27 protein-coding genes are annotated in these 26,689 nt (G+C 72.7%); 8 read left to right on the top strand and 19 right to left on the bottom strand.

Going from position 1 to position 26,689, the window contains the following annotated elements:
- Positions 1 to 61: 61 nt before the first annotated feature.
- The 4 genes from ACZ60J_RS20465 to ACZ60J_RS20450 are packed head-to-tail and all read left to right on the top strand — an operon-like array spanning position 62 to position 4,867.
- Positions 62 to 745 (top strand): response regulator transcription factor, encoded by a 684-nt coding sequence (locus tag ACZ60J_RS20465; protein ID WP_469683630.1) that lies wholly within the window; start codon positions 62 to 64, stop codon positions 743 to 745.
- On the top strand, positions 738 to 2,129 hold the full coding sequence (locus ACZ60J_RS20460) for a sensor histidine kinase (RefSeq protein WP_469683629.1): 1,392 nt from the start codon (positions 738 to 740) through the stop codon (positions 2,127 to 2,129). The genes ACZ60J_RS20465 and ACZ60J_RS20460 overlap by 8 nt, the downstream gene beginning before the upstream one ends.
- 57 nt (positions 2,130 to 2,186) lie before the next feature.
- Positions 2,187 to 3,452 (top strand): LCP family protein, encoded by a 1,266-nt coding sequence (locus tag ACZ60J_RS20455; protein ID WP_469683627.1) that lies wholly within the window; start codon positions 2,187 to 2,189, stop codon positions 3,450 to 3,452.
- A complete protein-coding gene (locus ACZ60J_RS20450; protein ID WP_469683625.1) occupies positions 3,440 to 4,867 on the top strand; it encodes an FtsW/RodA/SpoVE family cell cycle protein in 1,428 nt (475 codons plus the stop codon). Before ACZ60J_RS20455 ends, ACZ60J_RS20450 begins: the two co-directional genes overlap by 13 nt.
- Here the strand turns inward: ACZ60J_RS20450 and ACZ60J_RS20445 are convergent.
- Positions 4,858 to 5,562, bottom strand: a complete 705-nt coding sequence (locus tag ACZ60J_RS20445) for a polysaccharide deacetylase family protein (RefSeq protein ID WP_469683624.1) — start codon at positions 5,560 to 5,562, stop codon at positions 4,858 to 4,860. The two genes, ACZ60J_RS20450 and ACZ60J_RS20445, sit on opposite strands and share 10 nt — an antisense overlap.
- 188 nt (positions 5,563 to 5,750) lie before the next feature.
- Complete coding sequence (locus ACZ60J_RS20440; protein ID WP_469683622.1) at positions 5,751 to 6,716, bottom strand: polysaccharide deacetylase family protein; 966 nt, start codon at positions 6,714 to 6,716, stop codon at positions 5,751 to 5,753.
- 100 nt (positions 6,717 to 6,816) lie between these two features.
- Between ACZ60J_RS20440 and ACZ60J_RS20435 the strand changes: the two genes are divergently transcribed.
- Entirely contained in the window at positions 6,817 to 7,995 is a 1,179-nt protein-coding gene (locus ACZ60J_RS20435) for a class I SAM-dependent methyltransferase (RefSeq protein ID WP_469683621.1), read from the top strand.
- Here ACZ60J_RS20435 and ACZ60J_RS20430 read toward each other — a convergent pair.
- Genes ACZ60J_RS20430 through tsaB form a run of 5 tightly spaced genes read right to left on the bottom strand, consistent with a single transcriptional unit; the run spans position 7,975 to position 11,338 of the window.
- Positions 7,975 to 8,640: a hypothetical protein gene (locus ACZ60J_RS20430; protein ID WP_469683620.1), complete on the bottom strand. Its 666-nt coding sequence runs from the start codon at positions 8,638 to 8,640 to the stop codon at positions 7,975 to 7,977. The two genes, ACZ60J_RS20435 and ACZ60J_RS20430, sit on opposite strands and share 21 nt — an antisense overlap.
- 53 nt (positions 8,641 to 8,693) lie before the next feature.
- Positions 8,694 to 8,975: a hypothetical protein gene (locus tag ACZ60J_RS20425; protein ID WP_469683618.1), complete on the bottom strand. Its 282-nt coding sequence runs from the start codon at positions 8,973 to 8,975 to the stop codon at positions 8,694 to 8,696.
- Positions 8,972 to 10,117, bottom strand: a complete 1,146-nt coding sequence (tsaD, locus tag ACZ60J_RS20420) for a tRNA (adenosine(37)-N6)-threonylcarbamoyltransferase complex transferase subunit TsaD (protein ID WP_469683616.1) — start codon at positions 10,115 to 10,117, stop codon at positions 8,972 to 8,974. The genes ACZ60J_RS20425 and tsaD overlap by 4 nt, the downstream gene beginning before the upstream one ends.
- Positions 10,110 to 10,631 carry a ribosomal protein S18-alanine N-acetyltransferase gene (rimI, locus tag ACZ60J_RS20415; RefSeq protein ID WP_469684095.1) on the bottom strand — a complete coding sequence of 174 codons (522 nt, stop codon included), beginning with the start codon at positions 10,629 to 10,631 and terminating at the stop codon, positions 10,110 to 10,112. The genes tsaD and rimI overlap by 8 nt, the downstream gene beginning before the upstream one ends.
- 29 nt (positions 10,632 to 10,660) lie before the next feature.
- Positions 10,661 to 11,338 (bottom strand): tRNA (adenosine(37)-N6)-threonylcarbamoyltransferase complex dimerization subunit type 1 TsaB, encoded by a 678-nt coding sequence (gene tsaB / locus ACZ60J_RS20410; RefSeq protein WP_469683614.1) that lies wholly within the window; start codon positions 11,336 to 11,338, stop codon positions 10,661 to 10,663.
- A gap of 145 nt (positions 11,339 to 11,483) precedes the next feature.
- Between tsaB and ACZ60J_RS20405 the strand changes: the two genes are divergently transcribed.
- Complete coding sequence (locus tag ACZ60J_RS20405; protein WP_469683612.1) at positions 11,484 to 12,041, top strand: hypothetical protein; 558 nt, start codon at positions 11,484 to 11,486, stop codon at positions 12,039 to 12,041.
- 126 nt (positions 12,042 to 12,167) lie between these two features.
- Here the strand turns inward: ACZ60J_RS20405 and ACZ60J_RS20400 are convergent, their stop codons facing one another.
- The 8 genes from ACZ60J_RS20400 to ACZ60J_RS20365 all read right to left on the bottom strand — a co-directional run bounded on the left by ACZ60J_RS20400 (position 12,168) and on the right by ACZ60J_RS20365 (position 20,226).
- Positions 12,168 to 12,365, bottom strand: a complete 198-nt coding sequence (locus ACZ60J_RS20400) for a hypothetical protein (protein WP_469683610.1) — start codon at positions 12,363 to 12,365, stop codon at positions 12,168 to 12,170.
- A 132-nt stretch (positions 12,366 to 12,497) separates the two neighbouring features.
- A complete protein-coding gene (gene tsaE, locus ACZ60J_RS20395; protein WP_469683608.1) occupies positions 12,498 to 13,028 on the bottom strand; it encodes a tRNA (adenosine(37)-N6)-threonylcarbamoyltransferase complex ATPase subunit type 1 TsaE in 531 nt (176 codons plus the stop codon).
- On the bottom strand, positions 13,012 to 14,157 hold the full coding sequence (locus ACZ60J_RS20390; protein ID WP_469683606.1) for an alpha/beta fold hydrolase: 1,146 nt from the start codon (positions 14,155 to 14,157) through the stop codon (positions 13,012 to 13,014). The genes tsaE and ACZ60J_RS20390 overlap by 17 nt, the downstream gene beginning before the upstream one ends.
- Before the next feature lie 23 nt (positions 14,158 to 14,180).
- Positions 14,181 to 15,317 (bottom strand): alanine racemase, encoded by a 1,137-nt coding sequence (alr, locus tag ACZ60J_RS20385; protein WP_469683605.1) that lies wholly within the window; start codon positions 15,315 to 15,317, stop codon positions 14,181 to 14,183.
- Between the two features lie 308 nt (positions 15,318 to 15,625).
- Positions 15,626 to 17,023: an NAD(P)H-hydrate dehydratase gene (locus ACZ60J_RS20380; protein WP_469683604.1), complete on the bottom strand. Its 1,398-nt coding sequence runs from the start codon at positions 17,021 to 17,023 to the stop codon at positions 15,626 to 15,628.
- Between the two features lie 57 nt (positions 17,024 to 17,080).
- A complete protein-coding gene (locus ACZ60J_RS20375) occupies positions 17,081 to 17,449 on the bottom strand; it encodes a holo-ACP synthase (RefSeq protein WP_469683603.1) in 369 nt (122 codons plus the stop codon).
- Positions 17,450 to 17,468: 19 nt separating this feature from the next.
- On the bottom strand, positions 17,469 to 19,319 hold the full coding sequence (gene glmS, locus ACZ60J_RS20370; RefSeq protein WP_469683601.1) for a glutamine--fructose-6-phosphate transaminase (isomerizing): 1,851 nt from the start codon (positions 19,317 to 19,319) through the stop codon (positions 17,469 to 17,471).
- A 112-nt stretch (positions 19,320 to 19,431) separates the two neighbouring features.
- Complete coding sequence (locus ACZ60J_RS20365) at positions 19,432 to 20,226, bottom strand: hypothetical protein (RefSeq protein WP_469683600.1); 795 nt, start codon at positions 20,224 to 20,226, stop codon at positions 19,432 to 19,434.
- Between the two features lie 403 nt (positions 20,227 to 20,629).
- On the opposite strand from ACZ60J_RS20365, the gene coaA reads away from it, so the two are divergent.
- Both coaA and ACZ60J_RS20355 read left to right on the top strand, forming a co-directional pair.
- Positions 20,630 to 21,565, top strand: a complete 936-nt coding sequence (gene coaA, locus ACZ60J_RS20360) for a type I pantothenate kinase (protein WP_274551790.1) — start codon at positions 20,630 to 20,632, stop codon at positions 21,563 to 21,565.
- Positions 21,566 to 21,608: 43 nt separating this feature from the next.
- Positions 21,609 to 22,559, top strand: coding sequence for a DUF389 domain-containing protein (locus tag ACZ60J_RS20355; RefSeq protein WP_469683599.1), 951 nt, complete (start codon positions 21,609 to 21,611; stop codon positions 22,557 to 22,559).
- A gap of 110 nt (positions 22,560 to 22,669) precedes the next feature.
- On the opposite strand, the gene glmM is transcribed toward ACZ60J_RS20355, so the two are convergent.
- The 4 genes from glmM to ACZ60J_RS20335 all read right to left on the bottom strand — a co-directional run bounded on the left by glmM (position 22,670) and on the right by ACZ60J_RS20335 (position 26,675).
- A complete protein-coding gene (glmM, locus tag ACZ60J_RS20350; RefSeq protein ID WP_469683598.1) occupies positions 22,670 to 24,028 on the bottom strand; it encodes a phosphoglucosamine mutase in 1,359 nt (452 codons plus the stop codon).
- Positions 24,029 to 24,161: 133 nt separating this feature from the next.
- Positions 24,162 to 24,680, bottom strand: a complete 519-nt coding sequence (rpsI, locus tag ACZ60J_RS20345) for a 30S ribosomal protein S9 (RefSeq protein WP_469683596.1) — start codon at positions 24,678 to 24,680, stop codon at positions 24,162 to 24,164.
- Positions 24,681 to 24,726: 46 nt separating this feature from the next.
- A complete protein-coding gene (gene rplM, locus ACZ60J_RS20340; protein ID WP_469683595.1) occupies positions 24,727 to 25,170 on the bottom strand; it encodes a 50S ribosomal protein L13 in 444 nt (147 codons plus the stop codon).
- 245 nt (positions 25,171 to 25,415) lie between these two features.
- Complete coding sequence (locus tag ACZ60J_RS20335; RefSeq protein WP_469683593.1) at positions 25,416 to 26,675, bottom strand: glycosyltransferase family 87 protein; 1,260 nt, start codon at positions 26,673 to 26,675, stop codon at positions 25,416 to 25,418.
- Between the last annotated feature and the right edge of the window lie 14 nt (positions 26,676 to 26,689).

Genomic DNA, 26,689 nt, shown 5'->3' with positions numbered 1-26,689 from the left:
GCCGAGCCGCGCGAGCGGCGCGTGAAGGAGGAACGGGTGCCCGGTATGTGACGCTTGGGGGATGCGGATCCTGGTCGTCGAAGACGAAGTCAGCCTCGCCGATTCACTGCGGCGCGGCCTCTCCGCCGACGGCCACTGGGTCGACCTCGCCCACGACGGCCACCGCGGCCTGGACCTGGCCCTCACCGGAGGCCCGTACGACGTGGTCCTCCTCGACCTGATGCTCCCGGGCCTCTCGGGCTACGAGATCTGCACCCGGATGCGGTCCCACGGCGTCGCCACCCCCGTGCTGATGCTGACCGCCAAGGACGGCGAGTACGACGAGGCCGAGGGGCTGGACTCGGGCGCGGACGACTACCTGACGAAGCCGTTCTCCTTCGTCGTCCTCGCCGCCCGCCTCCGCGCACTCACCCGCCGCACGGCCACCGCCGCCCGGCCCGCCGTCCTCCAGGCCGGCGACCTCGTGCTCGACGCGCAGGGCCGCCGCTGCCGCCGGGGCACGCACGAGATCGAGCTGACCGCCCGCGAGCTCGGCGTCCTGGGCTGCCTGATGGAGCAGCCCGGCCGGGCCGTCGCCAAGCAGGACATCCTCGACGAGGTCTGGGACGGCCCGCACGGCATCGACCCGAACATCGTCGAGGTCTACGTCTCCTCGCTCCGCCGGAAGATCGACGTCCCCTTCGGCCGCCGCTCGATCCTCACCGTGCACGGCACCGGCTACCGGATGGCCCCCGACGGTGGCTGAGCCGCGCGGGCGGGGCAGCCGCCTCGGCAGCCTCCGCGCCCGCGCCGCCGCGGCCGCCGCCCTCGCGATGGCCGCCGTCCTGGCCGCCGGCGGGCTGTGGCTCTACACCCTGCTGCGCGCCAACCTCATCGAGAACACCACCGGCCGCACCGAGCTCGCCGCCCGCAAGGTGGCCGCCCAGTACGACACGGGGAGCCTCCCGGCCGCCGGCCGGCTGCCCGCGCCCGAGGACGGGGTCGACCTGGTCCTCGTACGGAACGCCGCCGGGACGGTCGTGGCCACCAGCGGGGACCTGAAGGACACCCCGGAGCTCACGGAGCTGAGCCCCGCGCCCGGCCGGGACATGCGCTCGGCCGTGCTGCCGCCCGCGCGCCCCGGCGCGCAGCGGCGCGTGGTGGTCGCCGTGGACGCGCCCGGCCCGCCGGGGGCGCACGACCCGCACACCGTCTACGCCGCGACCGTGCTCGGCGACGTCGACGACGCCAACCGGGCCGTCGCGCTCGGCCTGCTGGCGGGTGCGCCCCCGCTGATCGCCTTCTCGGCGGCGCTGGCCTGGTGGGTGACGGGCCATGCGCTGCGCCCGGTCACCGCGATCCGCACCGGGCTGGCGGCGGTCACCGGGAGCGAGCTGGACCGGCGGGTCCCGGACCCGGGCGGCGCCGACGAGATCGCGCAGCTGGCCCGGACGGTCAACGAGACGCTCGACCGGCTGGAGCGCAGCGACGCCCGCCAGCGGCAGTTCACCGCCGACGCCTCGCACGAGCTGCGCAACCCCCTCGCGGCCGTCCGGTCCCGGCTGGAGGTGGCGCTGCGGGACCCCGACCGGGAGTCGGTGGCGGCCGCGCTGGCCGATACCGAGCGGCTGCAGGGCATCGCGGCCGATCTGCTCCTGCTGGCCCGGCTGGACGGCGGGCCCGCGCCGCGCACCGAGCCGGTGGACCTCGCGCTGCTGGCCGCCGAGGATGCGGCGCGGCGCCCGGAGCCCCGGGTGCCGCTACGGCTGGACGCGCGGGCTCCCGTACCGGCCGCCGGGGATCCGGCGCGGCTGGAGCGGGCGCTGGCCAACCTGGTGGACAACGCCCTGCGGTACGCCCGTACCGGGGTCGTGGTCCGGGCCTTCGCCGAGGACGGCTGGGCGCTGCTGGAGGTCGCGGACGACGGGCCGGGCATCCCGGAGGCCGACCGGGACCGGGTCTTCGAGCGGTTCGTGCGGCTGGACGCGGACCGCAGCCGGGCCGGCGGCGGCACCGGCCTGGGGCTGGCCATCGCCCGGGAGATCGCCCGGGCGCACGGCGGCGAGGTCGGCGCGTTCCCCGCACCCGGCGGCGGCGCCCGCCTGGTGCTGCGCCTGCCCGCCCCGGCCTCGGACCGCCCCCGCCTCTGAAGGCGCCTTCAGGACCCTCAGGTTTCCTTCAGCACCGCTCCCCCAGCATCGGGATGCATGAGCGCCCACCGCAGGAAGACCCGTGCCCCGAAGCCCCCGGTCCGCGCGTCCCGCCGCCGCAGGCTCACCCGCACCCTGCTGGCGTCCGGCTGCGCCCTGGTGGTGCTGGCGGGGGCGACGGCCTGGTACCTGTACGACGACCTCGCCTCCAGCATCGGCAGTTCCAAGGCCCTGGAGGGCGCCGAGAAGTCGCAGCACGGCGACACCAACATCCTGCTGATGGGCCTGGACAGCCGCCGGGACCAGAACGGCGAGGACCTCCCGCCGGCGGTGCTGGAGAAGCTGCACGCGGGCGCGAGCTCCGACGTCGGCGGCTACAACACCAACACCCTGATCCTGCTGCACGTCCCCGGCGACGGGAGCCGGGCGCAGGCCTTCTCGGTGCCGCGCGACGACTCCGTCGTCCTGCACGGGGTGCCCGGTTTCACCGGCAAGGCCAAGATCAAGGAGGCGTACGGCCGGGCGAAGGCCAAGGCCGAGGAGAAGCTCTCGGCCCAGGGGGTCACGGACCGGCGGCAGCTGGAGCGCGAGGGGCGCGAGGCGGGCCGCAAGGCGGAGCTGGATACCGTGCGCGCCTTCCTGGGGGTGCCGATCGACCACTTCGCCGAGCTGAACCTGGCCGGTTTCTACCACCTCGCGGATGCGCTGGGCGGCGTACCGGTGTGTCTGAAGAAGCCGGCGAAGGACAGCTACTCGGGGGCGGACTTCCCGGCGGGGCGTCAGACGCTCGACGGGCAGCAGTCGCTGGCCTTCGTACGGCAGCGGCACGGCCTGACCATGGGCGACCTGGACCGGACGAAGCGGCAGCAGGCGTTCCTGGCGGGGGCCACGTACAAGCTGAACCAGGCCGGGACGTTCACGGATCCGGTGAAGCTGATGAAGCTGATCGACGCGGCGAAGCAGGACGTCGTCACCGATCAGGGATGGGACCTGCTGGCGTTCGTGAAGCAGGCGAAGAACCTCTCCGGGGGCAACGTGGAGTTTGTGACCCTTCCCATCGAGGGCTTCGATCGGAACCAGAGCGGGGAGATAAACGTCGTAGACGATATGAAGATAAAGCGGTTCATAGCCGAGCGGATCGGGCCCGGGGCCCCTGCGAGCCCGAGCTCGCCTGGCGCCGCTCCTTCCTCCCCGGGCACGCCCCCCGCACCCCAGGGCTCCGCCCCGGGCTCCGCGAGCTCCGCACCGGCGCCCGCGCCTTCACCCTCCCGAAGCAGCGGCACCCCCGCCATCGACGGCGGCGGCGTCCCGTGCGTGGACTGAGACCCCTGACGTCGGCGGGCGCGCGCCGCCGCACGGAAGCACTGCTCCTCGTCCTCGTCCTCGCGGTGACCATTTCCGGCCACGTCTGCGCGAGCCTGGCGATGAACGACGCCCTGCCGCCCAACCTCAGCGGCTTCGTGATCAGCATGACCCTGCTCGCGCTGGTGGGGCACCTGGCCATCCGCCGGTTCGCGGCGTACGCGGATCCGCTGGTCTTCCCGCTGGCCCTGCTGCTGACCGGGCTGGGGCTGGTGCTGCTGCACCGCCTCGACCAGGGGTACCTGGAGCGGTACGGGCCGAAGACCGCCCTGACCGCGCCCGGCCAGCTGATATGGGCGGTGGTCGGCGTCGCGGCCTGCATCGCGGTGCTGGGACTCCTGCGCGACCACCGGCTGCTCCAGCGGTTCATCTACATCACGATGGTCGTCGCGCTGGTGGCCCTGATCGCGCCCGCCTTCTTCGGCGCGGACACCTACGGGGCGAAGCGCTGGATCAAGCTCGGCGGGCTGTCGGTGCAGCCGGGCGAGTTCGTGAAGATCATGATCGCGGTCTTCTTCGCGGGCTACCTGGTGATACACCGCGATGCGCTGGCCCTGTCGGGACGCAAGTTCCTGGGCATGCGGCTGCCGCCGATGCGCCAGCTCGGCCCCCTCATCACGGTGTGGATCGTCTCGCTGCTCGTGCTGGTCTTCGAGCGCGACCTCGGCACCTCGCTGCTCTTCTTCGGCGTCTTCGTGGTCATGCTCTACGTGGCCACCGAGCGCACGAGCTGGATCGTCTGCGGCCTGGTCCTGGCCTCGGCCGGCGCCTTCGTCGTGGGCACGACGGAGCCGCACGTCAAGGCGCGCGTGGCCGCCTGGCTGAACCCGCTGTCGTACTACTGGAAGGACCGGCCGCCGGGCGTCATCTCGGACCAGTCGGCGCAGGCGCTGTTCAGCTTCGGCACGGGCGGCGTCTCCGGCACGGGCCTCGGCATGGGCCATCCCGAGCTGATCAAGTTCGCGGGCCGCAGCGACTTCATCCTGACGACGGTGGGCGAGGAGCTCGGCCTGGCCGGGGTCATGGCCGTCCTGGTCCTCTACGCACTCCTCGTGCAGCGCGGGCTGCGGATGGCGCTGGGCGCGCGCGACCCGTTCGGCAAGCTGCTGGCGGTGGGCCTGTCGTCCGCCCTGGCCCTGCAGGTCTTCATCGTGGCGGGCGGCGTCACGGGCCTGATCCCCCTGACGGGCAAGGCGCTGCCCTTCCTGGCGGCGGGCGGCTCTTCGCTGCTGGCCAACTGGATCATGATCGCCCTGCTGCTGCGCATCTCCGACAGCACCGAACGACAACGCGAGGCGGACGCCCGGGGCCCGGCGGAGACGACGATCACCCCTCTGGTCGAGCCCGCGCCCGAGCCCGTCCCGTCCTACAGGTAGTCCTCCACGCGGCCGATCCGGTAGCCCTGCTCCTGTATGCGGCGGAGCATCCGGGTCGTCATCTCGGTCTCCGTCGTGCCCTTCAGCTCGGCGGGGCCGCGGAAGTGGGCCAGGATGATGTCACCCGGTTTCAGGGCGGAGCCTTCGGCGTACTGGAAGTTGTTGATCTGCATCGACACGCGCCACAGGAGGATCTGGGACACCCCGCACTCGTGCGCGGCCCTGAGCGTGTCGTCGTTGTGGTTGCCGTAGGGCGGGCGGAAGAGCGTCGGCCGCTTGCCGAAGCGCTTCTCCAGGCGTTCCTGCTGCCCGCATATCTCCTTCTTCTGTGCCTCGAAGGACAGGGTCCGGAGATTCGGGTGCGTCAGGGTGTGGTTGTTTATCGTGCTGTCGGAGCCGTTGTCGCGGAGCTTTTCGAAGTGGCCGTAGTCCGACGAGGCGATGTCGTCCGTCAGGAACATGCTGATCGGCAGCTTCAGGTCGGCGGCCATCTTCAGGAACTCGGGGCTCTTCTCCGCGCCGTCGTCGAACGTCAGGAAGACGACCTTGTCGTCCGCCGGGACGGGTATTCGGTCGACGACCTGGACCCGCCCCGCCTTGGCCGGCGGGATCTGGGGTTTGACGGCCGGCTTGGGCGCGTACTGGAGGGGGCCGCTGAGGCCCCACTTCTTGTAGGCCTCGTCCGCCGCGGCCACGGATCCACTGCCCGCGGCTGAGGGGGAGGCCGCCCCCGAAGGCGCCCCCGAGGGCGCCGGAGTCGACCTCGTCTCCGTCGCCTTGCGTCCCATCCGTTCGATCGGATCCACGCTGTCCCCGCACCCCGTCAGGGACAGCGCGAGCGCGCCGGCCGTCAGCGTTCCGGCTACCAACCGGCGCGCGTGCTTCACAAGTAGTCCTCCAGGCGGGCCACGGCATACCCCTTGTCCGTGACGGTCTTCATGACGTGACGGATCATGTCAGTCATGCTGCCCTTCCAGTCTTCCTTGCCCCGGAAGTGGGTGAGGATGATGTCGCCGGGGTGCAGGTCCTTGTCCCACTCCCGCCAGTCCATCCGGTTCGGGAAGGCCTCTTCGTTCCACAGCGGAACGGCCTTGACCCCGCAGGACTTGGCCGCGCGCAGCGTGTCCTCGTTGTAGTTCCCGTACGGCGGCCGGAAGAGCGTCGGACGCTTGCCGAAGGTCTTCTCGATCGTGTCCTGCTGCCCGCAGATCTCCTGGCGCTGCTTCTCGTAGGAGAGCGCCGGCATGTAGCGGTGGTTGAGCGTGTGGTTGTTGAGCGTGACGCCCGCCGCCTGCATCTCCTTGAAGTACGGGTAATTGTCCCGGACCAGGTAGTCGCTCAGGAAGGCGGTGTACGGGAGCTTCAGCTCCTGCATCATCTTCAGGAACTCGGGGTCCTTCTCGGACCCGTCGTCGATCGTCAGGAAGACGACCTTGTCCTCCGTGGGGACGGTCGTGAAGACCGGGGGCAGCTCGTCCTGGCCCTCGACCTCGAAGCCGTCGCGGGTGGTGATCTCCGGCTTCTCCTTGGGCGCCTGCGGGGCGACGAGCGGCGGCTTGGCGAGCCCCCACTTCTTCGCGGCGACGATCCTCGCCTGCTGGAGGGCCTTCAGCTTCTCGGCGTAGGTGCCGAGCGCGCCGGCCGCTCCGGCCTGCTCGCCCGCGGCGCCCGCGGCGGCCTTCGCCTTGGCCGCCTTGTCCGGAGTCTCGGATCCGCCGGCCCCGCACCCCGTGGCGAGTGCGGCGACGAGCAGTGCGGCCATCGCGGCCGTACCCAACCGGCCGCGCGCGACTGCCGCGATCCGGTGACCGTGTTGCGTCTTATGTTCCGTTTGTCGGACTAGCTGCATAGTCGGGGATCTTTACACCCTTCACGCACGCGCCGCGGGCGACACCGCGAGGGGAATCCGACCTTCCTCCGAGTGGCCCACCGTGGCCGACAATGGACCCGTGACCCCCGAAGACTTCGCCGCGCTCCTCACCCCCGAGGGCCACGCCCTCCTCGACTCGCTCCGCGACTACGACCCCGCCCAGGAGCTCGCCGTCGCCACCCGGCTGCGCCGCGAACACCCCGCCGCGCTGGTCTCCGCGGCCCTCGGACAGGCCCGGCTGCGCCAGCGCGCGGCCGCGAAGTTCGGCGCCGAGGACGCCCACCGGATGTACTTCACCCCCGGCGGCGGGGAGATGGCCACCCGCGCCTCGGTGGCCTCGTACCGCGCCGAGCGGCTCGCCGCCCTGGGCGTACGGAGCCTCGCGGACCTCTGCTGCGGGATCGGCGGCGACGCCCTCGCCCTGGCCCGGCTCGGCATCCGCGTCCTGGCGGTGGACCACGATCCGCTGACCGCCGCCGTGGCCCGTGCCAATGCCGCGGCGCTGGGGCTGGCGGACCTGATCGAGGTCCGGGAGGCCGATGTGACGGAGGTGGACACCGCGGGCTACGACGCCGTCTTCATCGACCCGGCCCGGCGGGGCGGGCGCGGCCGGATCTTCGACCCGGAGTCCTACTCCCCGCCGCTGTCCTGGGCGATCGCCACCGCCCGCTCCGCGAAGGTCGCCGCCATCAAGATCGCCCCCGGGATCCCGCACGAGGCGGTGCCCGCCGAGGCGCAGGCCGAGTGGATCTCCGACCAGGGGGACGTGAAGGAGGCCGTGCTGTGGTTCGGGACGGCGCCGGGCGAGGTCCGCGCCACCCTGCTGCCCGGCCCGCGCGCGCTGGCGACCGCTGATCCGCTGCCCGATCCCGAGGCCGGCCCCGTCGGCCGCTACCTCTACGAGCCCGACGGCGCCGTGATCCGGGCCCACCTCGTCGCCGAGGTCGCCGAGCAGCTGGGCGGCCGGCTGATCGACCCGACCATCGCGTACATCACCGCCGACGAGCTGCACGCGACCCCGTACGCGACCTCGTACGAGATCACCGACGTGCTGCCGTTCGGGCTGAAGAAGCTCAAGGCGCTGCTGCGCGAGCGCGGGGTCGGCATCCTCACGGTGAAGAAGCGCGGCTCCGCGATCGAGCCGGAGGAGCTGCGCAAGAAGGTCAAGCCGCAGGGGCCGAACTCCGCCACGGTGTTCCTGACCCGGGTCTCCGGGGCCCCCTCGATGCTGATCGGCTCACCGACCGGCCGGCCCTGACGGTCCACCGCCCCCGGGGACCGCACCCGTACTCCCGGCCCCGAAGGCCCGCAGCGCCCACCGGTAGTGCGCGCCCGCCTTGCCGAGGCCCAGCAGGGCGGTGATCCACAGGATCATGCCGAGGCCCATCGTGTAGGCGACCTCCCCGTAGGTGTCGGCTCCGGGCCGGGCCGAAGCCGCCGATCCGAAGGTCACCCAGAGACCGAAGGCGCCCAGGGCGAAGGAGGCCAGCAGCCAGACCAGGCTGCGCCCGGGTGCCCGTACGGCGGCGTCCACGGCCGGGTCCCGGTCCAGCTCGGCCCAGGCGCACAGCAGCCGGCGCACCTGGCGGTCCCGCTTGGCGCCCCAGACGAACCAGAACCCGGCCGGTATCAGCACACCCACGCCGAGCACGGCGAAGATCAGGCCGAAGAGGTACGCGAACGGGTCGTGCGTCTCGATGGCCATCAGGGCCATTCCGACGAAGGACCAGCCCAGGGCGAAGACCGCCGAGACCGCCCAGAGGAGCAGGAGCCGGCCGAAGCCCAGACTGCGCCGCCCCAGCTCCCCCAGGAAACGGGCGCGGTCGGCCCGTACGGCATTCGCGTCGAGCCAGGCGCGCAGGTGCGCGGGAGGGGGTGGCGGCGGCAGGTCACGGCGGGGCATGCGCATGACCATATCCGCACGCCACGGCACCCGGCGGACCACCTGGCGGAGGATCAGATTCCGCCCGGCTCCCCGACCTCCACCGATTCGAAGCGCCAGCGGTGGACCGCCCGCGTGATCAAGTCGGCCGCGGGTTCCGGCAGTTCGGGAAGGTCGGCGCCGATCCCCTCGGGGCTCTCCCACCAGGTGATGACGAGCACCCGGTCCTGCGGGGCGCTGAACACCTCCCGGCGCACCGGGTCTTGGGCCAGGATCTGCGAACGGGCCCACTCCAGGAGCTCGTTGGCCCGCCCGGGCACGGCCCGGGCCTCCCACATCAGCGCGACGGTGCTCACGAGTACAGGTTGTCCTTGCTCAGCTCGTGCACGTGGTCGTGGTCGTGCGCGTGGCCGTGCCCGTGGCCATCGCTGTCCCCGTCGGAATGGCCGTGCGAATGGCCGGGAACGTGCGGGTCGGTCACCGGAAGCGAGGAGTCCGCCGACAGGTCCCAGTCCGAAGGGGCCCTGTTCCGCTTGACCATCTCCGCGCCCAGCGCGGCGACCATCGCACCGTTGTCCGTGCACAGCTTCGGCCGCGGCACCCGCAGGATGATCCCCGCGTCGTCGCAACGCTCCTGGGCGAGCGAGCGCAGCCGGGAGTTGGCCGCGACGCCGCCGCCGATCATCAGGTGGTCGACGCCCTCGTCCTTGCACGCGCGGATCGCCTTGCGCGTCAGCACGTCCACCACGGCCTCCTGGAAGGAGGCCGCCACATCGCGCACCGGCACGTCCTCGCCCGCCTTGCGCTTCGCCTCGATCCAGCGGGCGACCGAGGTCTTGAGCCCGGAGAAGGAGAAGTCGTACGGGGCGTCGCGCGGACCCGTCAGCCCGCGCGGGAAGGCGATCGCCTTCGGGTCCCCCTCGCGTGCGAGCCGGTCGATGACCGGACCGCCGGGGAAGCCCAGCTGCAGGACGCGCGCGATCTTGTCGAAGGCCTCGCCCGCCGCGTCGTCGATGGTCGCGCCGAGCGGCCGTACGTCCGAGGTGATGTCGGGGGCCAGCAGCAGCGAGGAGTGACCGCCGGAGACCAGCAGCGCCATCGTCGGCTCGGGCAGCGGCCCGTGCTCCAGCTGGTCGACGCAGATGTGCGAGGCCAGGTGGTTCACCCCGTACAGCGGCTTGCCCAGCGCGTACGCGTAGGCCTTCGCGGCGGAGACGCCCACCAGCAGGGCTCCCGCGAGGCCGGGGCCGGCGGTGACGGCGATGCCGTCGAGGTCGCGGGCGCTGACCCCGGCCTCCTTCAGGGCGCGCTCGATGGTGGGGACCATCGCCTCCAGGTGCGCGCGGGAGGCCACCTCGGGCACGACCCCGCCGAAGCGGGCGTGCTCGTCGACGCTCGACGCGATGGCGTCCGCGAGCAGCGTGGTGCCGCGGACGACGCCGACGCCGGTCTCGTCGCAGGAGGTCTCGATGCCGAGGACGAGCGGTTCGTCAGCCATGGGTCGTCTCACCTTGCAGGGGTACGGAGTCGGGAAGTACGGAATCGGGGTCGGCGGGAACCGCCGGATCCGCAGGGTCGGAGAGGCGGCGCATCACCAGCGCGTCCACGTTGCCGGGCTGGTAGTAGCCGCGCCTGAAGCCGATGGGCTCGAAGCCGAAGCGCGCGTAGAGCTTCTGGGCCCGGACGTTGTCGACCCGCACCTCCAGCAGCACCTCGGCGCACTCGAAGGCGGTGGCGGCGCGCAGCAGCTCGGTCAGCAGCCGGGCGCCGAGCCCGGTGCCCCACTGGTCGCGGGCCGCGGCGATGGTCTGTACGTCGGCCAGGTCCCCGGCGGCGGCCAGCCCGGCGTAGCCGACCACCCGGCCCGCCTCCTCCGCCACGAGGTACCGGCGCGTGGCGCCGGGGCCGCGGGCGTGGGCGAGCTCGGACCAGAACATTCCGGCGGACCAGGCGTCCTCGGGGAACAGCTCGTGCTCCAGCTCCAGCACCGGCTCGATGTCCCACCAGCGCATCTCGCGCAGGACGACTGCTGAGGTGGCCGTCACTGCGGGGTGACCACCTTGTAGTTCTTGGGCACCTCGGCGTCGGGCCGGCGCAGGTAGAGCGGGGCCGGCGGCAGGCCGTCGGCGTTCTCGAAGGGCTCCCCCGCCGCCAGCCGGTGCGCGGCCAGGGCGGCCAGCGCGCCGGCGCTCTGGTGCTCGGGGGCCCGGGCGTCGGTGAAGACCTCCGGGTACAGCTGCGCCCCCTGGCCGACGGCGGGCAGTCCGGCGACGCGCTCGGCGATGTCGGCCGGCCGGTCCACCGCGGGCTCGCCGACCCGGGTGCGGGGGTCCTCGTAGCGGGCCCAGTAGACCTCCTTGCGGCGGGCGTCGGTGGCCACGACGAAGGGGCCCTCGATCCCGGCCGCGCCGGCCGCGTGGGCCAGGCCGTCGAGGGTGCACAGCCCGTGGACGGGCACGCCGAGCACGGAGGCGAAGGTGGACGCGGTCACGAGCCCGACGCGCAGTCCGGTGTAGGGGCCGGGGCCGACCCCGACGACGATGCCGGTGACGGCTTCGAGCGTGACCCCCGCCTCGGCGAGGACCTTGTCCACGGCGGGCAGCAGGAGCTCCCCGTGGCGGCGGGCGTCGACCTGGTTCGACTCGGCGAGGACGGACTCGCCGTCGTGCAGGGCGACGGTGACGGCGGGCGTGGCGGTATCTACAGCGAGCAAGAGCACGCGAACAGCCTACGACTCCCGGGCCCCCGGCCCTTGCGGCCGGTCTGCGGGCACCCCTGCTGCTACCTTCGGACCAGGTGTCGGGTGGTGATCGTCCGCCCGGCGTCCGAAGACGTCGACTGACCATGCGGAGAGGTGGAGCAAGGTGGCACGCAGCAGCTCGGGAATCGTGGCCGGGCTCACCGTCGGGGCGCTCGCCGTCGTCGGTTTCCTCGGCTACCAGGCCTCCGCCTCCGCTCCCGCGCTCCCGCCGAAGGCCGCCGCGCAGACCCCGGCGCCCGCTCCGAGCGACTCCGGGCCCGCCAAGACGGACCCGGGCAAGCCGGTGGCCCTCCCGGCCGGATCCGGTACCGGCGTGCGCGTCGTGTACTCGCTGGGCGCCAAGCGCGTGTGGCTGGTGGGAGCCTCCGGGGAGCCGAAGACCTTCGCGGTCGTGCCGAGCACGGTGCACCCAGCGCCCGGCAGTTACACGGTGGGCGGCCGCACGGGCGCGGTGACCGGCTCGGACGGGGTGCCGATCGAGCACGTCGTCCGGTTCGCGAGCCCCCAGGGGGTCACCGTCGGCTTCAGCGCCCGCGTGGACAACACCCTGCCGGCGCCCGACCCGGCCAAGAAGACCGGCGGTGTCCGCATGCTGCGCGCCGACGGGGACGCGATGTGGGCCTTCGCGACGATCGGCTCGAAGGTCGTCGTCGTTCCCTGACCCGGCCGCGACACGCCGAATTCACTCGTACGAGAACTCCGCCGTCGGGGCGGCCGCCCGCTTCGGGCCGCTCCGGGAGCCCCTTCGGGCCGCTCCGGGAGCCCCTTCGGGCCGCTCCGGACGGCTTCAGGCCGCTTCGGACTCCGGGGCGGCCTGTTCCTCGTCCTCCGCGTGCCGCGCCCCGTCCCGTACGGGATCGGGCTCCGGGGCCCGCTCGCGCGCGGGCGGGGTGGACACGGCGCTGGCGGCGACGCCCGCGGCGAGCAGCGCCCCCATGGACACGGCGGACGGACGGGGTGCGCCCGCTGCTCCTGTTGCCGACATGGCTGCCTCCTGGCCGGGGCCAGCCCGTACTTAGGTACGCCTAACCAGCCCTCCGTACCATGTGACCACGCGCCCCGCCGCCCGCGCAATATCTTCCCGACGACTTGTCGGAACGTTTCTCGCCGTGCCGGGCTACGCCTGCTCCGCCGCCGGCACGCCCGCGAGGCTCTCCAGACCCGCCCCGGCCGCCCAGCGGGTACCGATCCCGCGGACCAGGACCTCGCGCACGTCGTCCAGGACCTCCTCGTGGCCCACCGCCCGGCGGATCAGCACGTGCAGCCGGTCGTCGGACAGCTCCTCGACCTTGCCGTCGCCCCACTCCACGACGACGACGGACTCGGGCAGCGAGACGTCGAGGTCAAGGTCCTCCATCTCGTCCAGCCCGCCGCCGAGGCGGTACGCGTCCACGTGCACCAGCGCCGGACCGCCGGTCAGCGAGGGGTGGACCCGGGCGATCACGAAGGTCGGCGAGGTCACGGCCCCGCGCACGCCCAGGCCCTCGCCGAGGCCGCGGGTCAGGGTGGTCTTCCCGGCGCCGAGCTCCCCGGTCAGCAGGACGAGGTCGCCGGGGCGCAGCAGCCCGGCGATCCGGCGCCCGAGGTCCTGCATGGCGTCGGGCGAGCCGACGGTGACGTGCGTTTCCGTCTCAGGTACTTCTTCCATGCGCGCCAACGTTAGCCGCTGCGGACACCGTCCCGGTGCGCGCGAGCAGCTCGCCGAGCAGCCGGGTCACGGCGTCCGGACGCTCCATCATCATCAGGTGCCCGGCGGACTCCAGGACCACCAGCTCCGCGGACGGCAGCGCGTCCTTGATGGTCTGGCTGTGATCGGGAGGGGTGACCATGTCGCCGTCCCCCGCGATGATCGTGACGGGGATGTCGGCGAACCGCTGGAGCGCGGCGGTCTTGTCGTGCGCCTGGAAGGCCGGGTAGAACTCCGCGACCACGTCGATGGGCGTGGCCTCGATGAGCCGCTCGGCGAAGCGGGCGACGGCCGAATCGACGTCGCGCGAGGCGAAGGAGTACATCCTCACCATGCCGGCGAACAGGTCGGCGGTGGCGCGTCGGCCCTTCTCCACCAGCTCCACCTGGGAGCCGAGCGCCTTGAGCACCCCGGGCAGCAGCTTCCGTACCGTCGAGAAGCCCAGGGAGGGCAGCCCGTACGTGACCTCGTCCAGCCGGCCGCTGGAGGTGCCGACCAGCGCCACCCCGGCCACCCGGTCCCGGATCAGGTCGGGGAACTCCTGGGCCAGCCCCATGACGGTCATCCCGCCCATGGAGTGGCCGACCAGGATCAGCGGGCCCTCGGGGGCGGCGGCGTCGATGACGGCCTTCAGGTCGCGGCCGAGCTGTTCGAAGGTGACGGGCTCGCCGTCGGCCTGCGACAGGCCGCGCGCGCTGCGGCCGTGGCTGCGCTGGTCCCAGTAGACGGCCCGGACCAGACCGCGCAGGGCGGCGCGCTGGAAGTGCCAGGAGTCCTGCGAAAGGCAGTAGCCGTGACAGAACACCACGGTCGGGCGGATCGGAGCCCGGCGGCGCAGCCGGCGCCGCTTGCCCTCCTCGGGCAGCTCGTCGACCTCGTAGTACAGCGCGGTGCCGTCCTCGGCGCGCGCGGTGCCGGGAGCGCCGCGCAGGGATCCGTAGTCCGCGGTCGAGTCGAGCGCGAGGCGCGCCTTCATGCGCATGCCCCGGCCGACGGTGATCCGTTCGACCGCGACCCCGGCCGCCGCTCCGGCGGCTATCACGCCGATGGCAGCGCCGGCCCAGCCCGCCTTGCGCCAGTTCTCACTCACGCCGCCACCCCTCACTCACCCGGTCAGCCGTTGAGGTACACGCGGGGGACCCGGCCCCCGATACGGGTGACGATCTCATAGGCGATCGTATGCGCCGCTTGAGCCCAGTCCTCGGCCGTGGGTTCGCCGCGCTCCGCGTCCCCGAAGAGGACGGCCTCGTCGCCGACGCGGGCCTCGTCCCCGTCCAGGTCGACCACGAACTGGTCCATGGCGACGCGCCCGGCGACGGTGCGGATGCGGCCGCCGACGAGCACCGGGCCGCGCTCGGACGCCTGCCGCGGGACGCCGTCGGCGTAGCCCGCCGGGATCAGCGCGAGGCTGGTCTCCCGCTCGGTGACGTAGTGGTGCCCGTAGCTGACCCCGTGCCCGGACGGCACGCTCTTGACCAGCGCGACGGAGGCCTTGAGCGCCATCGCGGGCCGCAGGCCGAGCTGGGCGGGGGTGCCGAGCTCGGGCGCGGGCGAGACCCCGTAGACGGCGATGCCGCAGCGGACCAGGTCGAAGTGGGACTCGGGGAGGGTGAGCGTGGCCGGCGAGTTGGCGATGTGCCGGACCTCGGGCTCGACGCCCTCCTTCTCCGCGTACGCGAGCATGTCGCGGAAGGCGGTCAGCTGGAGCGGGACGGACGGGTGACCCGGTTCGTCCGCGCAGGCGAAGTGCGACCAGACTCCGGTGACGCGGACGGTCCCCTCGGACTGGGCGGCGACGGCCGCGGTCACCAGCGCCTCCCAGTCGGCGGGCTGGCAGCCGCCCCGGCCCAGGCCGGTGTCGGCCTTCAGCTGGATCCTGGCCGTCATTCCGGCGGCCCGGGCGGCCTCCCGTACCTCCTCCAGGGCCCACAGCGCGCTGACGGACACGTCGATGCCGGCCTCGACGGCCTCCCGCCAGGGCCCGCCGGGGGTCCACAGCCAGCACAGCACGGGCCCCTCCAGCCCGGCGGCGCGCAGCGCGAGGGCCTCCTCGGGCGTGGCCGTCCCGAGCCAGCTCGCACCGGCCTCCTGGGCGGCCTTGGCGCAGGCCACGGCCCCGTGCCCGTAGGCGTCCGCCTTGACCACGGCCATGAGTGCGGAACGGGGCGCCCGCTCGCGCAGGGCCCGTACGTTCGCCCGGACGGCGTCAAGATCGATCTCGGCGTACACGCGCGCGGCTGTCTCGTTCATCCCCCCCAGTCTCTCAGAGCCCCGCCGACCAGACCGAACAGGCGGGGCCTCGGCGGGCCGCCCGGACCGCCGGCGAATCCAGCCCCGCCGGCGTTCGAGGCGCGGGCTCCGGGGCGGAGCCCCGGGGGCCCGGACCGCCGGCCGACTCCAGCCCCGCCGGCGTTTGAGGCGCGGGGTCCGGGGCGGAGCCCCGGGGGCCCGGGCGCAGCCCGGGGCCGGGCGGGTCAGGGCGGAGCCCTGGGAACGGTGGAAGGGCGGGTAGGGGAACCCCCGCGCAGCGGCTCCTGCCCCGGCCCCGGACCCCGCACCTAGCGGCTAGCGACATCGCTCCAGGCCCGCGGCAGCGCTTCGGCCACCTGGTGCGCCAGGAGGGGACCGCCGGTGAGCCGGGCCGCCAGCCCGTGGAGGTACGCCGCCACCGACCCGGCGTCCACGGCCGGCAGCCCGGCCGCCAGCAGGGACCCGGCCAGCCCGGACAGCACGTCCCCGCTCCCCGCGGTGGCCAGCCACGGGGTCCCGGTCGGGTTGACCCGGACGGGGCCGGGCCCGGCCGGGGCGACCAGGGTGGTCGACCCCTTCAGCAGGGTCACCGCCCCGTACCGCTCCGCGAGCCCCCGCACGGCCGCCAGCCGCCCCGCCTCGACCGTCTCCCGGGCGACCCCCAGCAGCGCCGCCGCCTCCCCCGCGTGCGGGGTCAGCAGGGTGGGGGCGGCCCGGGCCCGCAGCTCCCCGGGGTCCAGCCCGCGCAGCCCGTCGGCGTCCACCAGTACCGGTACCGGCTGCGCCAGCGCCTCCCGCACCTCCGGGCCGCCCTCGTCGCCGAGCCCCGGCCCGACCACCCAGGCCTGGACCCGGCCGGTGCCGATCAGCGTCTCCGGGTAGCGGGCCAGTACCGCCTCGGCCACCGCGGGCGGGCCCACGTAGCGCACCGCGCCCGCGCCGCCCCGCAGCGCCCCCGCCACCGCGAGCACCGCCGCGCCCGGGTAGCGCGCGGACCCGGCGACGACCCCGAGCACGCCGCGCCGGTACTTGTCGCTGGACGCCGTCGGCTGCGGCAGCAGCCCCGCCACGTCGGCGTGCTGCAGGGCCTGCAGGTCGGGGGTCCCGAGCTCCAGCCCGATGTCCACCAGGTGCACCGCACCCGCCCGGGAGGCCCCCGGGTCGATCAGCAGCCCCGGCTTGTACGCCCCGAAGGTCACCGTCACGTCCGCCGTCACGGCCGCTCCGGCCACCTCCCCGGTGTCCGCGTCCACCCCGCTCGGCAGGTCCACCGCGACCACCACCGCGCCCGCCGGGATCCGCTCCACCAGTGCGGCGGCGGCCGGCCGCAGCGCGCCCCGGCCGCCGATGCCGACCAGCCCGTCGAGGACCAGGTCGGCCCGCCCGGGCACGGCCGCCTCCAGGCGTCCGCCGGCGGCCCGCAGCGCGGCCAGCCCGCCCGCGTGCACCCGCTCCGGGTCCATCGCGACGGCCGTCACCTCGGCGCCGCGCCGGGCCAGCTTCGCGCCCGCGTAGAGGGTGTCGCCGCCGTTGTCCCCCGGGCCGACCAGCAGGACCACGCGGGATCCGTACACGCGGGGCAGCAACCGGACGCAGACGGCGGCCAGTCCGGCCGCCGCCCGCTGCATCAGGGTGCCTTCGGGCAGCCGGGCCATCAGCTCGCGCTCGGCGGCCCGTACGGTCTCCACGCTGTAAGCAGTACGCATGGCACCAGCCTGCCCGAAGGACCCCCGGGAGGCGGCCGTCCCCCGGCCGTCCCCCGGCTACCCCTCGGCGATCACCACCGCGGAGGCGACGCCCGCGTCGTGGCTGAGCGAGATGTGCCAGGACTTCACGCCCAGCGCCCGCGCCCGCGCCTCCACGGTGCCCGACACCCGCAGCCGCGGCTGTCCGGTCTCCTCCACGTACACCTCGGCGTCGGTCCACAGCAGCCCGGCGGGCGCGCCGAGCGCCTTGGCGAGCGCCTCCTTGGCGGCGAACCGGGCAGCGAGCGAGGCGGTACCGCGCCGCTCGCCGCCCGGCAGGGTCATCTCCGCGTCGAGGAACAACCGCCCGGCCAGGGCCGGCGTGCGCTCCAGCGCGGCACCGAACCGTTCGATCTCGGCAACGTCGATCCCCACACCGATAATCACAACCACAAACTCGCTTCGCTCACTCCACGGTCACGGACTTCGCGAGGTTACGCGGCTGGTCCACCTCGTTGCCGCGCGCCGTCGCCAGCTCGCACGCGAACACCTGCAGCGGCACGGTCGCCACGAGCGGCTGGAGCAGCGTCGGGGTGGCCGGGATGCGGATGAGGTGGTCGGCGTACGGGACCACCGCCTCGTCCCCCTCCTCGGCGATCACGATGGTCCGTGCCCCGCGCGCCCGGATCTCCTGGATGTTGGACACGATCTTGTCGTGCAGCACGGAGCGCCCGCGCGGCGACGGGACGACGACCACGACCGGCAGGTCCTTCTCGATGAGCGCGATCGGCCCGTGCTTGAGCTCGCCCGCCGCGAAGCCCTCGGCGTGCATGTACGCGAGCTCCTTGAGCTTGAGCGCGCCCTCCAGCGCCACCGGGTAGCCGACGTGCCGCCCCAGGAACAGCACGGTGTTCTTGTCGGCGAGCGACCGCGCCAGCTCCCGTACCGGCTCCATGGTCTCCAGTACGGTGTCCACCGCCGCGGCGATGTCCGACAGCTCCCGGATCACGGACCGGATCTCGTCGCCCCACTTCGTGCCCCGGACCTGCCCGAGGTAGAGGGCGACCAGGTAGCAGGCCACGAGCTGGGTCAGGAAGGCCTTCGTCGAGGCGACGGCCACCTCGGGTCCGGCGTGCGTGTACAGCACGGCGTCCGACTCGCGCGGGATCGTCGAGCCGTTGGTGTTGCAGACGGCCAGCACCTTGGCGCCCTGCTCGCGGGCGTGGCGCAGCGCCATCAGGGTGTCCATCGTCTCGCCGGACTGCGAGATCGCGATCACCAGCGTGCGCTGGTCCAGGATCGGGTCGCGGTAGCGGAACTCGCTGGCCAGCTCCGTCTCGCAGGGGATGCGGGTCCAGTGCTCGATGGCCAGCTTCGCGATCATGCCCGCGTGGTACGCCGTACCGCACGCCACGATCACGACCTTGTCGACCTCGCGCAGCACCGAGTCGGGGATGCGCACCTCGTCGAGGGTCAGCAGGCCGTTCGCGTCGATCCTGCCGAGGAGGGTGTCGGCGACGGCCTTGGGCTGCTCGGCGATCTCCTTGAGCATGAAGTAGTCGTAGCCCCCCTTCTCGGCCGCCGAGGCGTCCCAGTCCACGTGGTACGCCCGCACGTTCGCGGCCGTGCCGTCGAAGTTGGTCACCGTGACCCCGTCGCGGCGCAGCTCCACGACCTGGTCCTGCCCCAGTTCGATCGCGGAGCGGGTGTGGGCGATGAAGGCGGCCACGTCGGAGGCGAGGAAGTTCTCGCCCTCCCCGACACCCACGACGAGCGGCGAGTTGCGGCGCGCGCCGACCACCACGTCCGGCGCGTCGGCGTGCGCGGCGACCAGGGTGAAGGCCCCGTCGAGGCGCCGGCACACCTGCCGCATCGCCTCCGCCAGGTCCCCTCCCGCGCCCTCGAACCGCTCGGCCAGCAGGTGCGCCACGACCTCGGTGTCCGTCTCGGACTCCAGCCGGTGCCCGCGCTCGGCGAGCTCGGCCCGCAGCGCGGCGAAGTTCTCGATGATCCCGTTGTGCACGACGGCCACGCGCCCCGAATTGTCGAGGTGCGGGTGGGCGTTGACGTCGGTGGGCCCCCCATGGGTGGCCCACCGGGTGTGTCCGAGCCCCGTGGAACCGGCCGGCAGCGGGTGCCCGACCAGCTCCTTCTCCAGATTGACCAGCTTGCCGGCCTTCTTGACGGCGGCGAGTTCCCCGTCGGCGAGCACGGCGACGCCCGCCGAGTCGTAGCCGCGGTACTCGAGCCGCTTGAGTCCGGCAATGACCACATCGAGCGCCGACTGCGCTCCCACGTAACCTACGATTCCGCACATAAGCCGCAGGGTACGCCGTAGTTGGCCGTCTGCCCGGTACCTGAACCGGACGAAAAAACCGCCCCGGCGCGGATGCCGGGGCGGTTCGGTCGGCCGCGTGTGCGGGCGGGGGTCAGCCGAGCTTCGCGGACTGCGCGGCCACCAGCGTCACCGGGGACTCGGCCTTCCCTCCCAGGCTGATGGAGCTGAAGGTGGCCGTGGTGGGGCCGTGGCGCAGGACCGTCAGGTAGGTGACGGCCTTGTCGCCGTCCTCGAGGTCCAACGTCAGCTCGAAGCTGACGCTGTCGTCGGCGGAGCTGACGGGGGCGCCCGTGCCGGCCGTCACGCCGAGGTACTTCGTGGACTCCCCGCCGACGGTGGAGGTGAACCCGCCGGCGCACGCCTTGCCCGCCGCCTCGAGCGAGGCGATCAGGTCCTGCGCGCCCTTGCCGTCGTACGAGGCCAGGCCGATCGTCGTGGCCGTGACGCGGAGCGCGTTCTGGATCTTCTGGTCCGGCGAGGCGTTCGGGTCTTCCGCGGGCTTGGCGGTCACAGCCGTACGGGCGGTGCCGGTCGGCGTACCGATCTTCTGCTGGGCCTGGCTCTGGACCAGGACCTTGCACTCGGGCTTGTCGGTGGAGACCGCGTCCTTGTCGCCCGCCGCGAGCTTGGCCTCCGCGTCGGGCGCCACGACGAATCCGGGGGCCTCCGCCCCGGTGACCAGCAGGGGCACCAGCTCGGCCTCCGTCTTCCCCTTCTCCGCCGGAGCGGACGGGGACGGGGAAGCCGGGGCGGACGCCTTCGCGTCCGACGTGGCGCCGTCCTTCGCGTCGGACTCCGAGCCGGACCCCCCGCACGCCGACACGAGCAGCGCCAGGGACACGGCCGAGGCGGACAGGACGGTACGGCGGACCAATGCGTTGCGCATGACGGTGTTTCCCCCCACAGGAAAAGATCTACGGAAAACGGCGGCGCGAGCTGCCGCGATCATCACCGTACGGCGCCCCCGAGCCCGGACTCCGCCGTTCCGTGGCGCCTGCCGCCCATCGTGATGCCGAAGTGACCGCAAGGGCCTCCAATCGATACGGCCCCCCGTACAACCCACCCACCCCGTGCCATAAGACCCGGGTCCACGTGACCGACCACACCACCCACGGCGGGCCGTCACCCGTGACAATGGCCGTGTGATCTCTTCGCCGCCACGAAGCACGCCGGACCGCGCAACGGAGCGCCCCGACGGACCGGAGCACCGGACGCAGCCCCACGACCCCGAGCACCCCGCGCACGCCGCGCACCCCACGCGCCGCCGGGGCCACGAGGCCTCGCCCTACGTGGACCTCACCCGTGCCGAGTGGAGCGCCCTGCGCGAGCGCACCCCGCTCCCGCTGACGGCCGACGAGGTCGAGCGGCTGCGCGGGCTGGGGGACGTCATCGACCTCGACGAGGTCCGCGACGTCTACCTGCCGCTCTCCCGCCTCCTGAACCTGTACGTCGGCGCCACCAGCAACCTGCGCGGCACGCTCAACACCTTCCTCGGCGACGCCGGCAACGGCCACGGCGCCCAGCAGGGCACGCCCTTCGTCATAGGGGTCGCCGGATCGGTCGCCGTGGGCAAGTCCACCGTGGCCCGTCTCCTCCAGGCCCTCCTGGCCCGCTGGCCGGAGCACCCGCGCGTGGAGCTGGTCACCACCGACGGCTTCCTGTACCCGATGAAGGAGCTGGAGCGCCGCGGGCTGACCGCCCGCAAGGGCTTCCCGGAGTCGTACGACCGCCGCGCGCTGACCCGTTTCGTCGCCGACATCAAGGCGGGCAAGGACGAGGTCACGGCCCCGGTCTACTCCCACCTGATCTACGACATCGTCCCCGACGAGCGGCTCGTCGTCCGGCGTCCCGACATCCTGATCGTCGAGGGGCTGAACGTCCTGCAGCCCGCCATGCCGGGCAAGGACGGCCGCACCCGGGTCGGCCTCGCCGACTACTTCGACTTCAGCGTGTACGTGGACGCCCGCCCCGAGGACATCGAGCGCTGGTACCTCAACCGGTTCCGCAAGCTGCGCGAAACGGCGTTCCAGAACCCCTTCTCCTACTTCCGCAAGTACACCCAGGTCTCCGAGGAGGAGGCACTGGAGTACGCGCAGACGATGTGGCGGACCATCAACAAGCCCAACCTGCTGGAGAACGTGGCACCGACCCGCGGCCGGGCCACCCTCGTCGTCCGCAAGGGCCCGGACCACAAGGTGCAGAAGCTGAGCCTGCGCAAGCTCTGAGCGCCGCGCGGGCGGCCCGGGGCCCGGAAGCTAGGGTGCGGCCATGCTGCATCTACGGATGATCGTTCCGTCGGACCGGACGGACGCCGTGGTCCGGATCGTCGAAGGGACGGTCGGCACCACCCATCTGGCCGTGCTGCCCGGCGCCGCCCGCGTCCCCGCGGGCGACATCGTGCTGTGCGACGTCGCGCGCGAGGCGGGTGACGAGCTCCTGAACGAGCTCCGGGCACTGGGCATCGAGAAGGACGGGGCGATCGCGGTCGAGAACATCGACCTCTGCCTCTCGGAACGTGCAGACCGGGCCGAGGAGGAGGCTCCGGGCGAGGCGGCCGACGCCGTCCTGTGGGAGCAGCTGAGCGAGGCGACCCACGAGGAGTCCACCCTCACCATCACCTACAGCGCCTTCATGATCATCGCAACGATGATCGCGGCCTGCGGCGTGGTCCTCGACAACGCCATCCTCATCGTGGGCGCGATGGCGGTCGGCCCGGAGTTCGGCCCGCTCGCCGGAATCTGCACGGGCCTGGTGCGGCGCGCCCCCAGGCCGGCCGCCCGCTCGCTGGTCGCCCTGCTGGTGGGCTTCGCCGCCGCGATGGTCGCGACCACCGTCTTCACCCTGGTCATGGACGCGCTCGGGCTGTTCGAGCACGGCATGCTCGACAAGCCCCGCCCCAACACCAGCTTCATCTGGCAGCCGGACCTGTTCTCCTTCGTCGTGGCGCTGCTCGCCGGTGTGGCCGGGGTGCTCTCCCTGACCTCGGCGAAGTCCGGCGCCCTGGTCGGCGTCGCGATCTCGGTGACCACGGTCCCGGCGGCGGCCAACGCGGCCGTGGCGCTCGGCTACGGCGAGTTCGGCCAGATGTGGGGCTCGATGGAGCAGCTGCTGCTGAACCTCTTCGGGATCGTGCTGGCCGGGGTCCTGACCCTGTTCGGCCAGAAGCAGCTGTGGCGCACCCAGCGCGGCCACTGGCGCCGCGCGGCGTCCAAAGCCTGAACGGCCGCGACCCGAAGGACCCGCCGACCCGCCGACCGCGCCCCCGGCACGACAGCGGCCCCGCGCTACGGAGCTTCGTAGCGCGGGGCCGCGGTCATGCCGGTCGGGCTCTAGCCGAGCGCCGACTTCACCACGTCCGCGAGGCGCCCCGCGACCGAGCGGGCCTGCTCGATGTCGGCGGCCTCCACCATCACCCGTACGAGGGGCTCCGTGCCCGACGAACGGAGCAGCACGCGCCCGGTCGTGCCGAGCTCCCGCTCCGCCTCGGCGACGGCCGCGGCCAGCTCGCCCGAGGTGGTGACCCGCGACTTGTCCACGTCGGGGACGTTGACCAGGACCTGCGGCAGCCGCGTCATGACCCCGGTCAGCTCGGCCAGGGACTTGCCGGTGGCCGCGATCCGGGCCGCCAGCATCAGGCCGGTCAGGGTGCCGTCACCAGTGGTGGCGTGGTCGAGGATGATCACGTGGCCGGACTGCTCGCCGCCCAGCGCGTACCCGTGCTCCTTCATCGACTCCAGGACGTACCGGTCGCCGACGCCGGTCTGCACGACGTTGATGCCCTCGGACTCCATGGCCAGCTTGAAGCCCAGGTTCGACATCACGGTGGCGACGACGGTGTCCTCGCGCAGGTGCCCGGCCTCGCGCATCGCCAGCGCGAGGACCGCGAGGATCTGGTCCCCGTCGACCTCTTCGCCGTTCGCGTCCACGGCGAGGCAGCGGTCGGCGTCCCCGTCGTGCGCGATGCCCAGGTCGGCCCCGTGCTCGACGACGGCCTGCTTCAGCAGACCGAGGTGGGTGGAGCCGCAGCCGTCGTTGATGTTCAGGCCGTCGGGCTCGGCACCGATGGTGACGATCTCCGCGCCGGCCCGGGTGAAGGCCTCGGGCGAGACGTAGGCGGCCGCGCCGTGTGCCTCGTCCAGGACGACCTTGAGGCCGTCGAGGCGGTTGGGCAGCACGCCCATCAGGTGGGCGACGTACCGGTCGAAGCCCTCGGTGTAGTCGGAGACGCGGCCGACGCCGCCGCCCGTCGGGCGGTCCCAGGGAGCACCCGTGCGGTGGTCCTCGTAGACCGTCTCGATCCGGTCCTCCAGCTCGTCGGCGAGCTTGTGGCCGCCGCGCGCGAAGAACTTGATGCCGTTGTCGGGCATGGCGTTGTGGCTGGCCGAGAGCATGACACCGAGGTCGGCGCCCAGCGCACCGGTGAGATACGCCACCGCCGGGGTGGGCAGCACACCGACGCGCAGGACGTCCACGCCCGCGCTCGCGAGGCCCGCGACGACTGCGGCCTCCAGGAACTCACCCGAGGCGCGGGGGTCCCGGCCGACCACGGCCGTCGCCCGGTGGCCCTCGAAGGTGCCCGCCTCGGCCAGTACGTGTGCGGCCGCCACGGAGAGACCGAGCGCGAGCTCGGCCGTCAGATCCGCGTTGGCGACGCCCCGTACACCGTCCGTCCCGAAGAGTCGTCCCACAGTTGTCCTCCCGAGTTCACACTTCACTATGAGCAGTTGTGCCAGATATTTTGCCGCTTTTGGCGGTAAACGAACCGCCCCGGCAGCACACAGAGTGCTGCCGGGGCGGAATCGTGCTGAACAGCGGGCGTGATTAACGCTTGCTGTACTGCGGAGCCTTGCGGGCCTTCTTGAGACCGGCCTTCTTGCGCTCGACCGCACGGTCGTCGCGGGAGAGGAAGCCGGCCTTCTTCAGCGCCGGGCGGTTGTTGTCCACGTCCGCCTCGTTCAGCGCACGGGCCACACCGAGGCGCAGGGCGCCGGCCTGGCCGGACACGCCGCCACCCGAGATGCGGGCGATGACGTCGTAGCGGCCGTCGAGCTCGAGGAGCTTGAAGGGCTCGTTGACTTCCTGCTGGTGCACCTTGTTGGGGAAGTAGTCCTCAAGGGTGCGACCGTTGATCTTCCACTTGCCGGTGCCCGGAACGATCCGGACGCGGGCGATGGCGTTCTTGCGACGGCCCAGGCCGGCGGCCGGCTGCGGGTCGCCGAAGCGGCCGGCGAGAGACTCGGACGTGTAGTCACCCTCGACTACGTCCGCGGTCTCGGTGGTGTATTCCTCGACGTTGCCCTCGAACTCTTCGACGACAGTCTCGGCGGTGGTCTCGGCCACGATGCTCCTCAGAAGTTTCTTGTCTTAGGGGGTGTGGTGGCCGGAACTACTGCGCGACCTGGGTGATCTCGAACGGCACCGGCTGCTGAGCAGCGTGGGGGTGCACATCGCCCGAGTAGACCTTCAGCTTCGAGATGATCTGACGGCCCAGGGAGTTCTTGGGGATCATGCCCTTGATGGCCTTCTCGACGGCCTTCTCCGGGTTGTTCGCCAGGAGGTCGTCGTAGCGCACCGAACGCAGACCGCCCGGGAAACCGGAGTGGCGGTACGCCATCTTCTGGGTGGCCTTGTTGCCGGACAGGTGAACCTTGTCGGCGTTGATGATGATGACGAAGTCGCCCATGTCCATGTGGGGGGCGTAGGTCGGCTTGTGCTTACCCCGCAGGAGGGTAGCGGCCTGGGTCGCCAGACGGCCGAGGACGACGTCCTGGGCGTCAATGACGTGCCACTGGCGCGAGATGTCGCCGGGCTTGGGGCTGAACGTACGCACGCGTATGCCTTCGCTTCTTCAGTGGTGGGTCATCCCATAGGGCGCTAGCCCCGCGGGAAGGGTCCTGACAGGGTCACCACGGACGATCACGACAGCCCTCGTTCGCAACAGGGACTGGAGCCCGTGCGAACTGTTTGAACTGCTGGTCATCGGTCCGGTGGACCGGCGTAAGGCCCTTTCACGTGAGAATGAGAAAGCCAATACGCATAACAAACCAGCAGAGTACCCAGAAGGACCCGTACGGGTCAAAACGCGGTCCGCGAAGCCGTTTGAGCTGGCGTCGCGGCGCACTCCGGTTCGGTCCTGGGTGGGGACCCCGCAGTTGTTACGGGTTCCAGAGTAACCCGGATCGGGCGCAGTGCTCGACGCGCCAGCAATCCGGCGAGCGCGCACAGGGTCACCATGTCCCGGAATGCCCGCCTCTTGGCCTCGAACTCCGAGGGCCACGGAATGCCCGCGGTCTGCGGCACCAGGGCCAGCCAGAACCAGGGCGAGCGCGGCATCGAGCCTGGTCGCACCCCCGACGCCAGCAGGAGCGGGAGCACCACGATCAGGTAGTGGTCGAAGGAGGGACGCGACACCAGGAATGCGGCGAGCATCACCATGCAGGCCGTCTCCACGAGCCGCAGCTCACCCGCGTCACCGTCCGCCGCGACGGGCCGCCGCCAGCGCCGCCAGGTCGCCCACAGCCCGCATCCGGCCCCCGCGAAGGCGAGGGTCACTGCCAGAGCGGCGGGCACCCCGAGCCGGGGCAGCGCCGCGATCGGCGAGGCGTCCCAGGGCAGTGCGTAGGAATCCTGGCCCTGGAGCAGGAACGGCAGGGTCTTGGTGAAGAACAGCATCGGGTGCGGCATCATCAGCGCCCCCGCCAGCGAGAGCGCCACCGGTACCCCCGCCGCCAGGGCCAGCCCCCGCCACTGGCGGGCCAGGAGGAAGAGCAGCCCGATCGGGACCAGCATCGGCTTGCACGCGATGGCCAGGCCCACGACCAGGCCGGCCGCGGCCCAGTGCTTGCGGTGCGCCAGCAGCAGCGCCACCGGCAGGGCGGCGGCGGAGATGGCCGTCCAGTTCGCGATGAGCACGAGGTTGATGTACGGCTTGTAGGCCAGCGCGAACAGCGCGAAACCGCCGACCGCGAACCGCGAGCGCACCGGGACCGAGAACAGCCTCAGCGAGGCCCACCAGCCGAGGCCGACGAGCCCGGTCATCCCCAGCGGCAGCAGGCAGCGCAGCAGCGGCGCCGGCAGCAGGGCCTCGGGAATCGCCATGATCACGGCACTGGGCAGGTAGAGGAACCGCTTGTCCTCGTACGGGGAGACCCCGGCGAGCAGGGCGTCGGCCGCCTTGACCACGAAGGCGTTGTCCGAGCCCCAGTTCTCCCGCAGGCTCGCCGAGACGGCCACCGACAGCAGGATCACCAGACCCACGAACCGCCAGGACCGGGGGGCCGGCCGCAGCAGCCAGGCCACCCCCCGGTCCCACGAGGACGGGCTGTCCCACTTCATGACCCAGACACTCG

The sequence above is a fragment of the Streptomyces sp. NPDC104226 genome, assembly GCF_055584085.1.
Note: the sequence above shows the minus strand (reverse complement) of the source record. Positions and strands in the feature narration are given on the sequence as shown.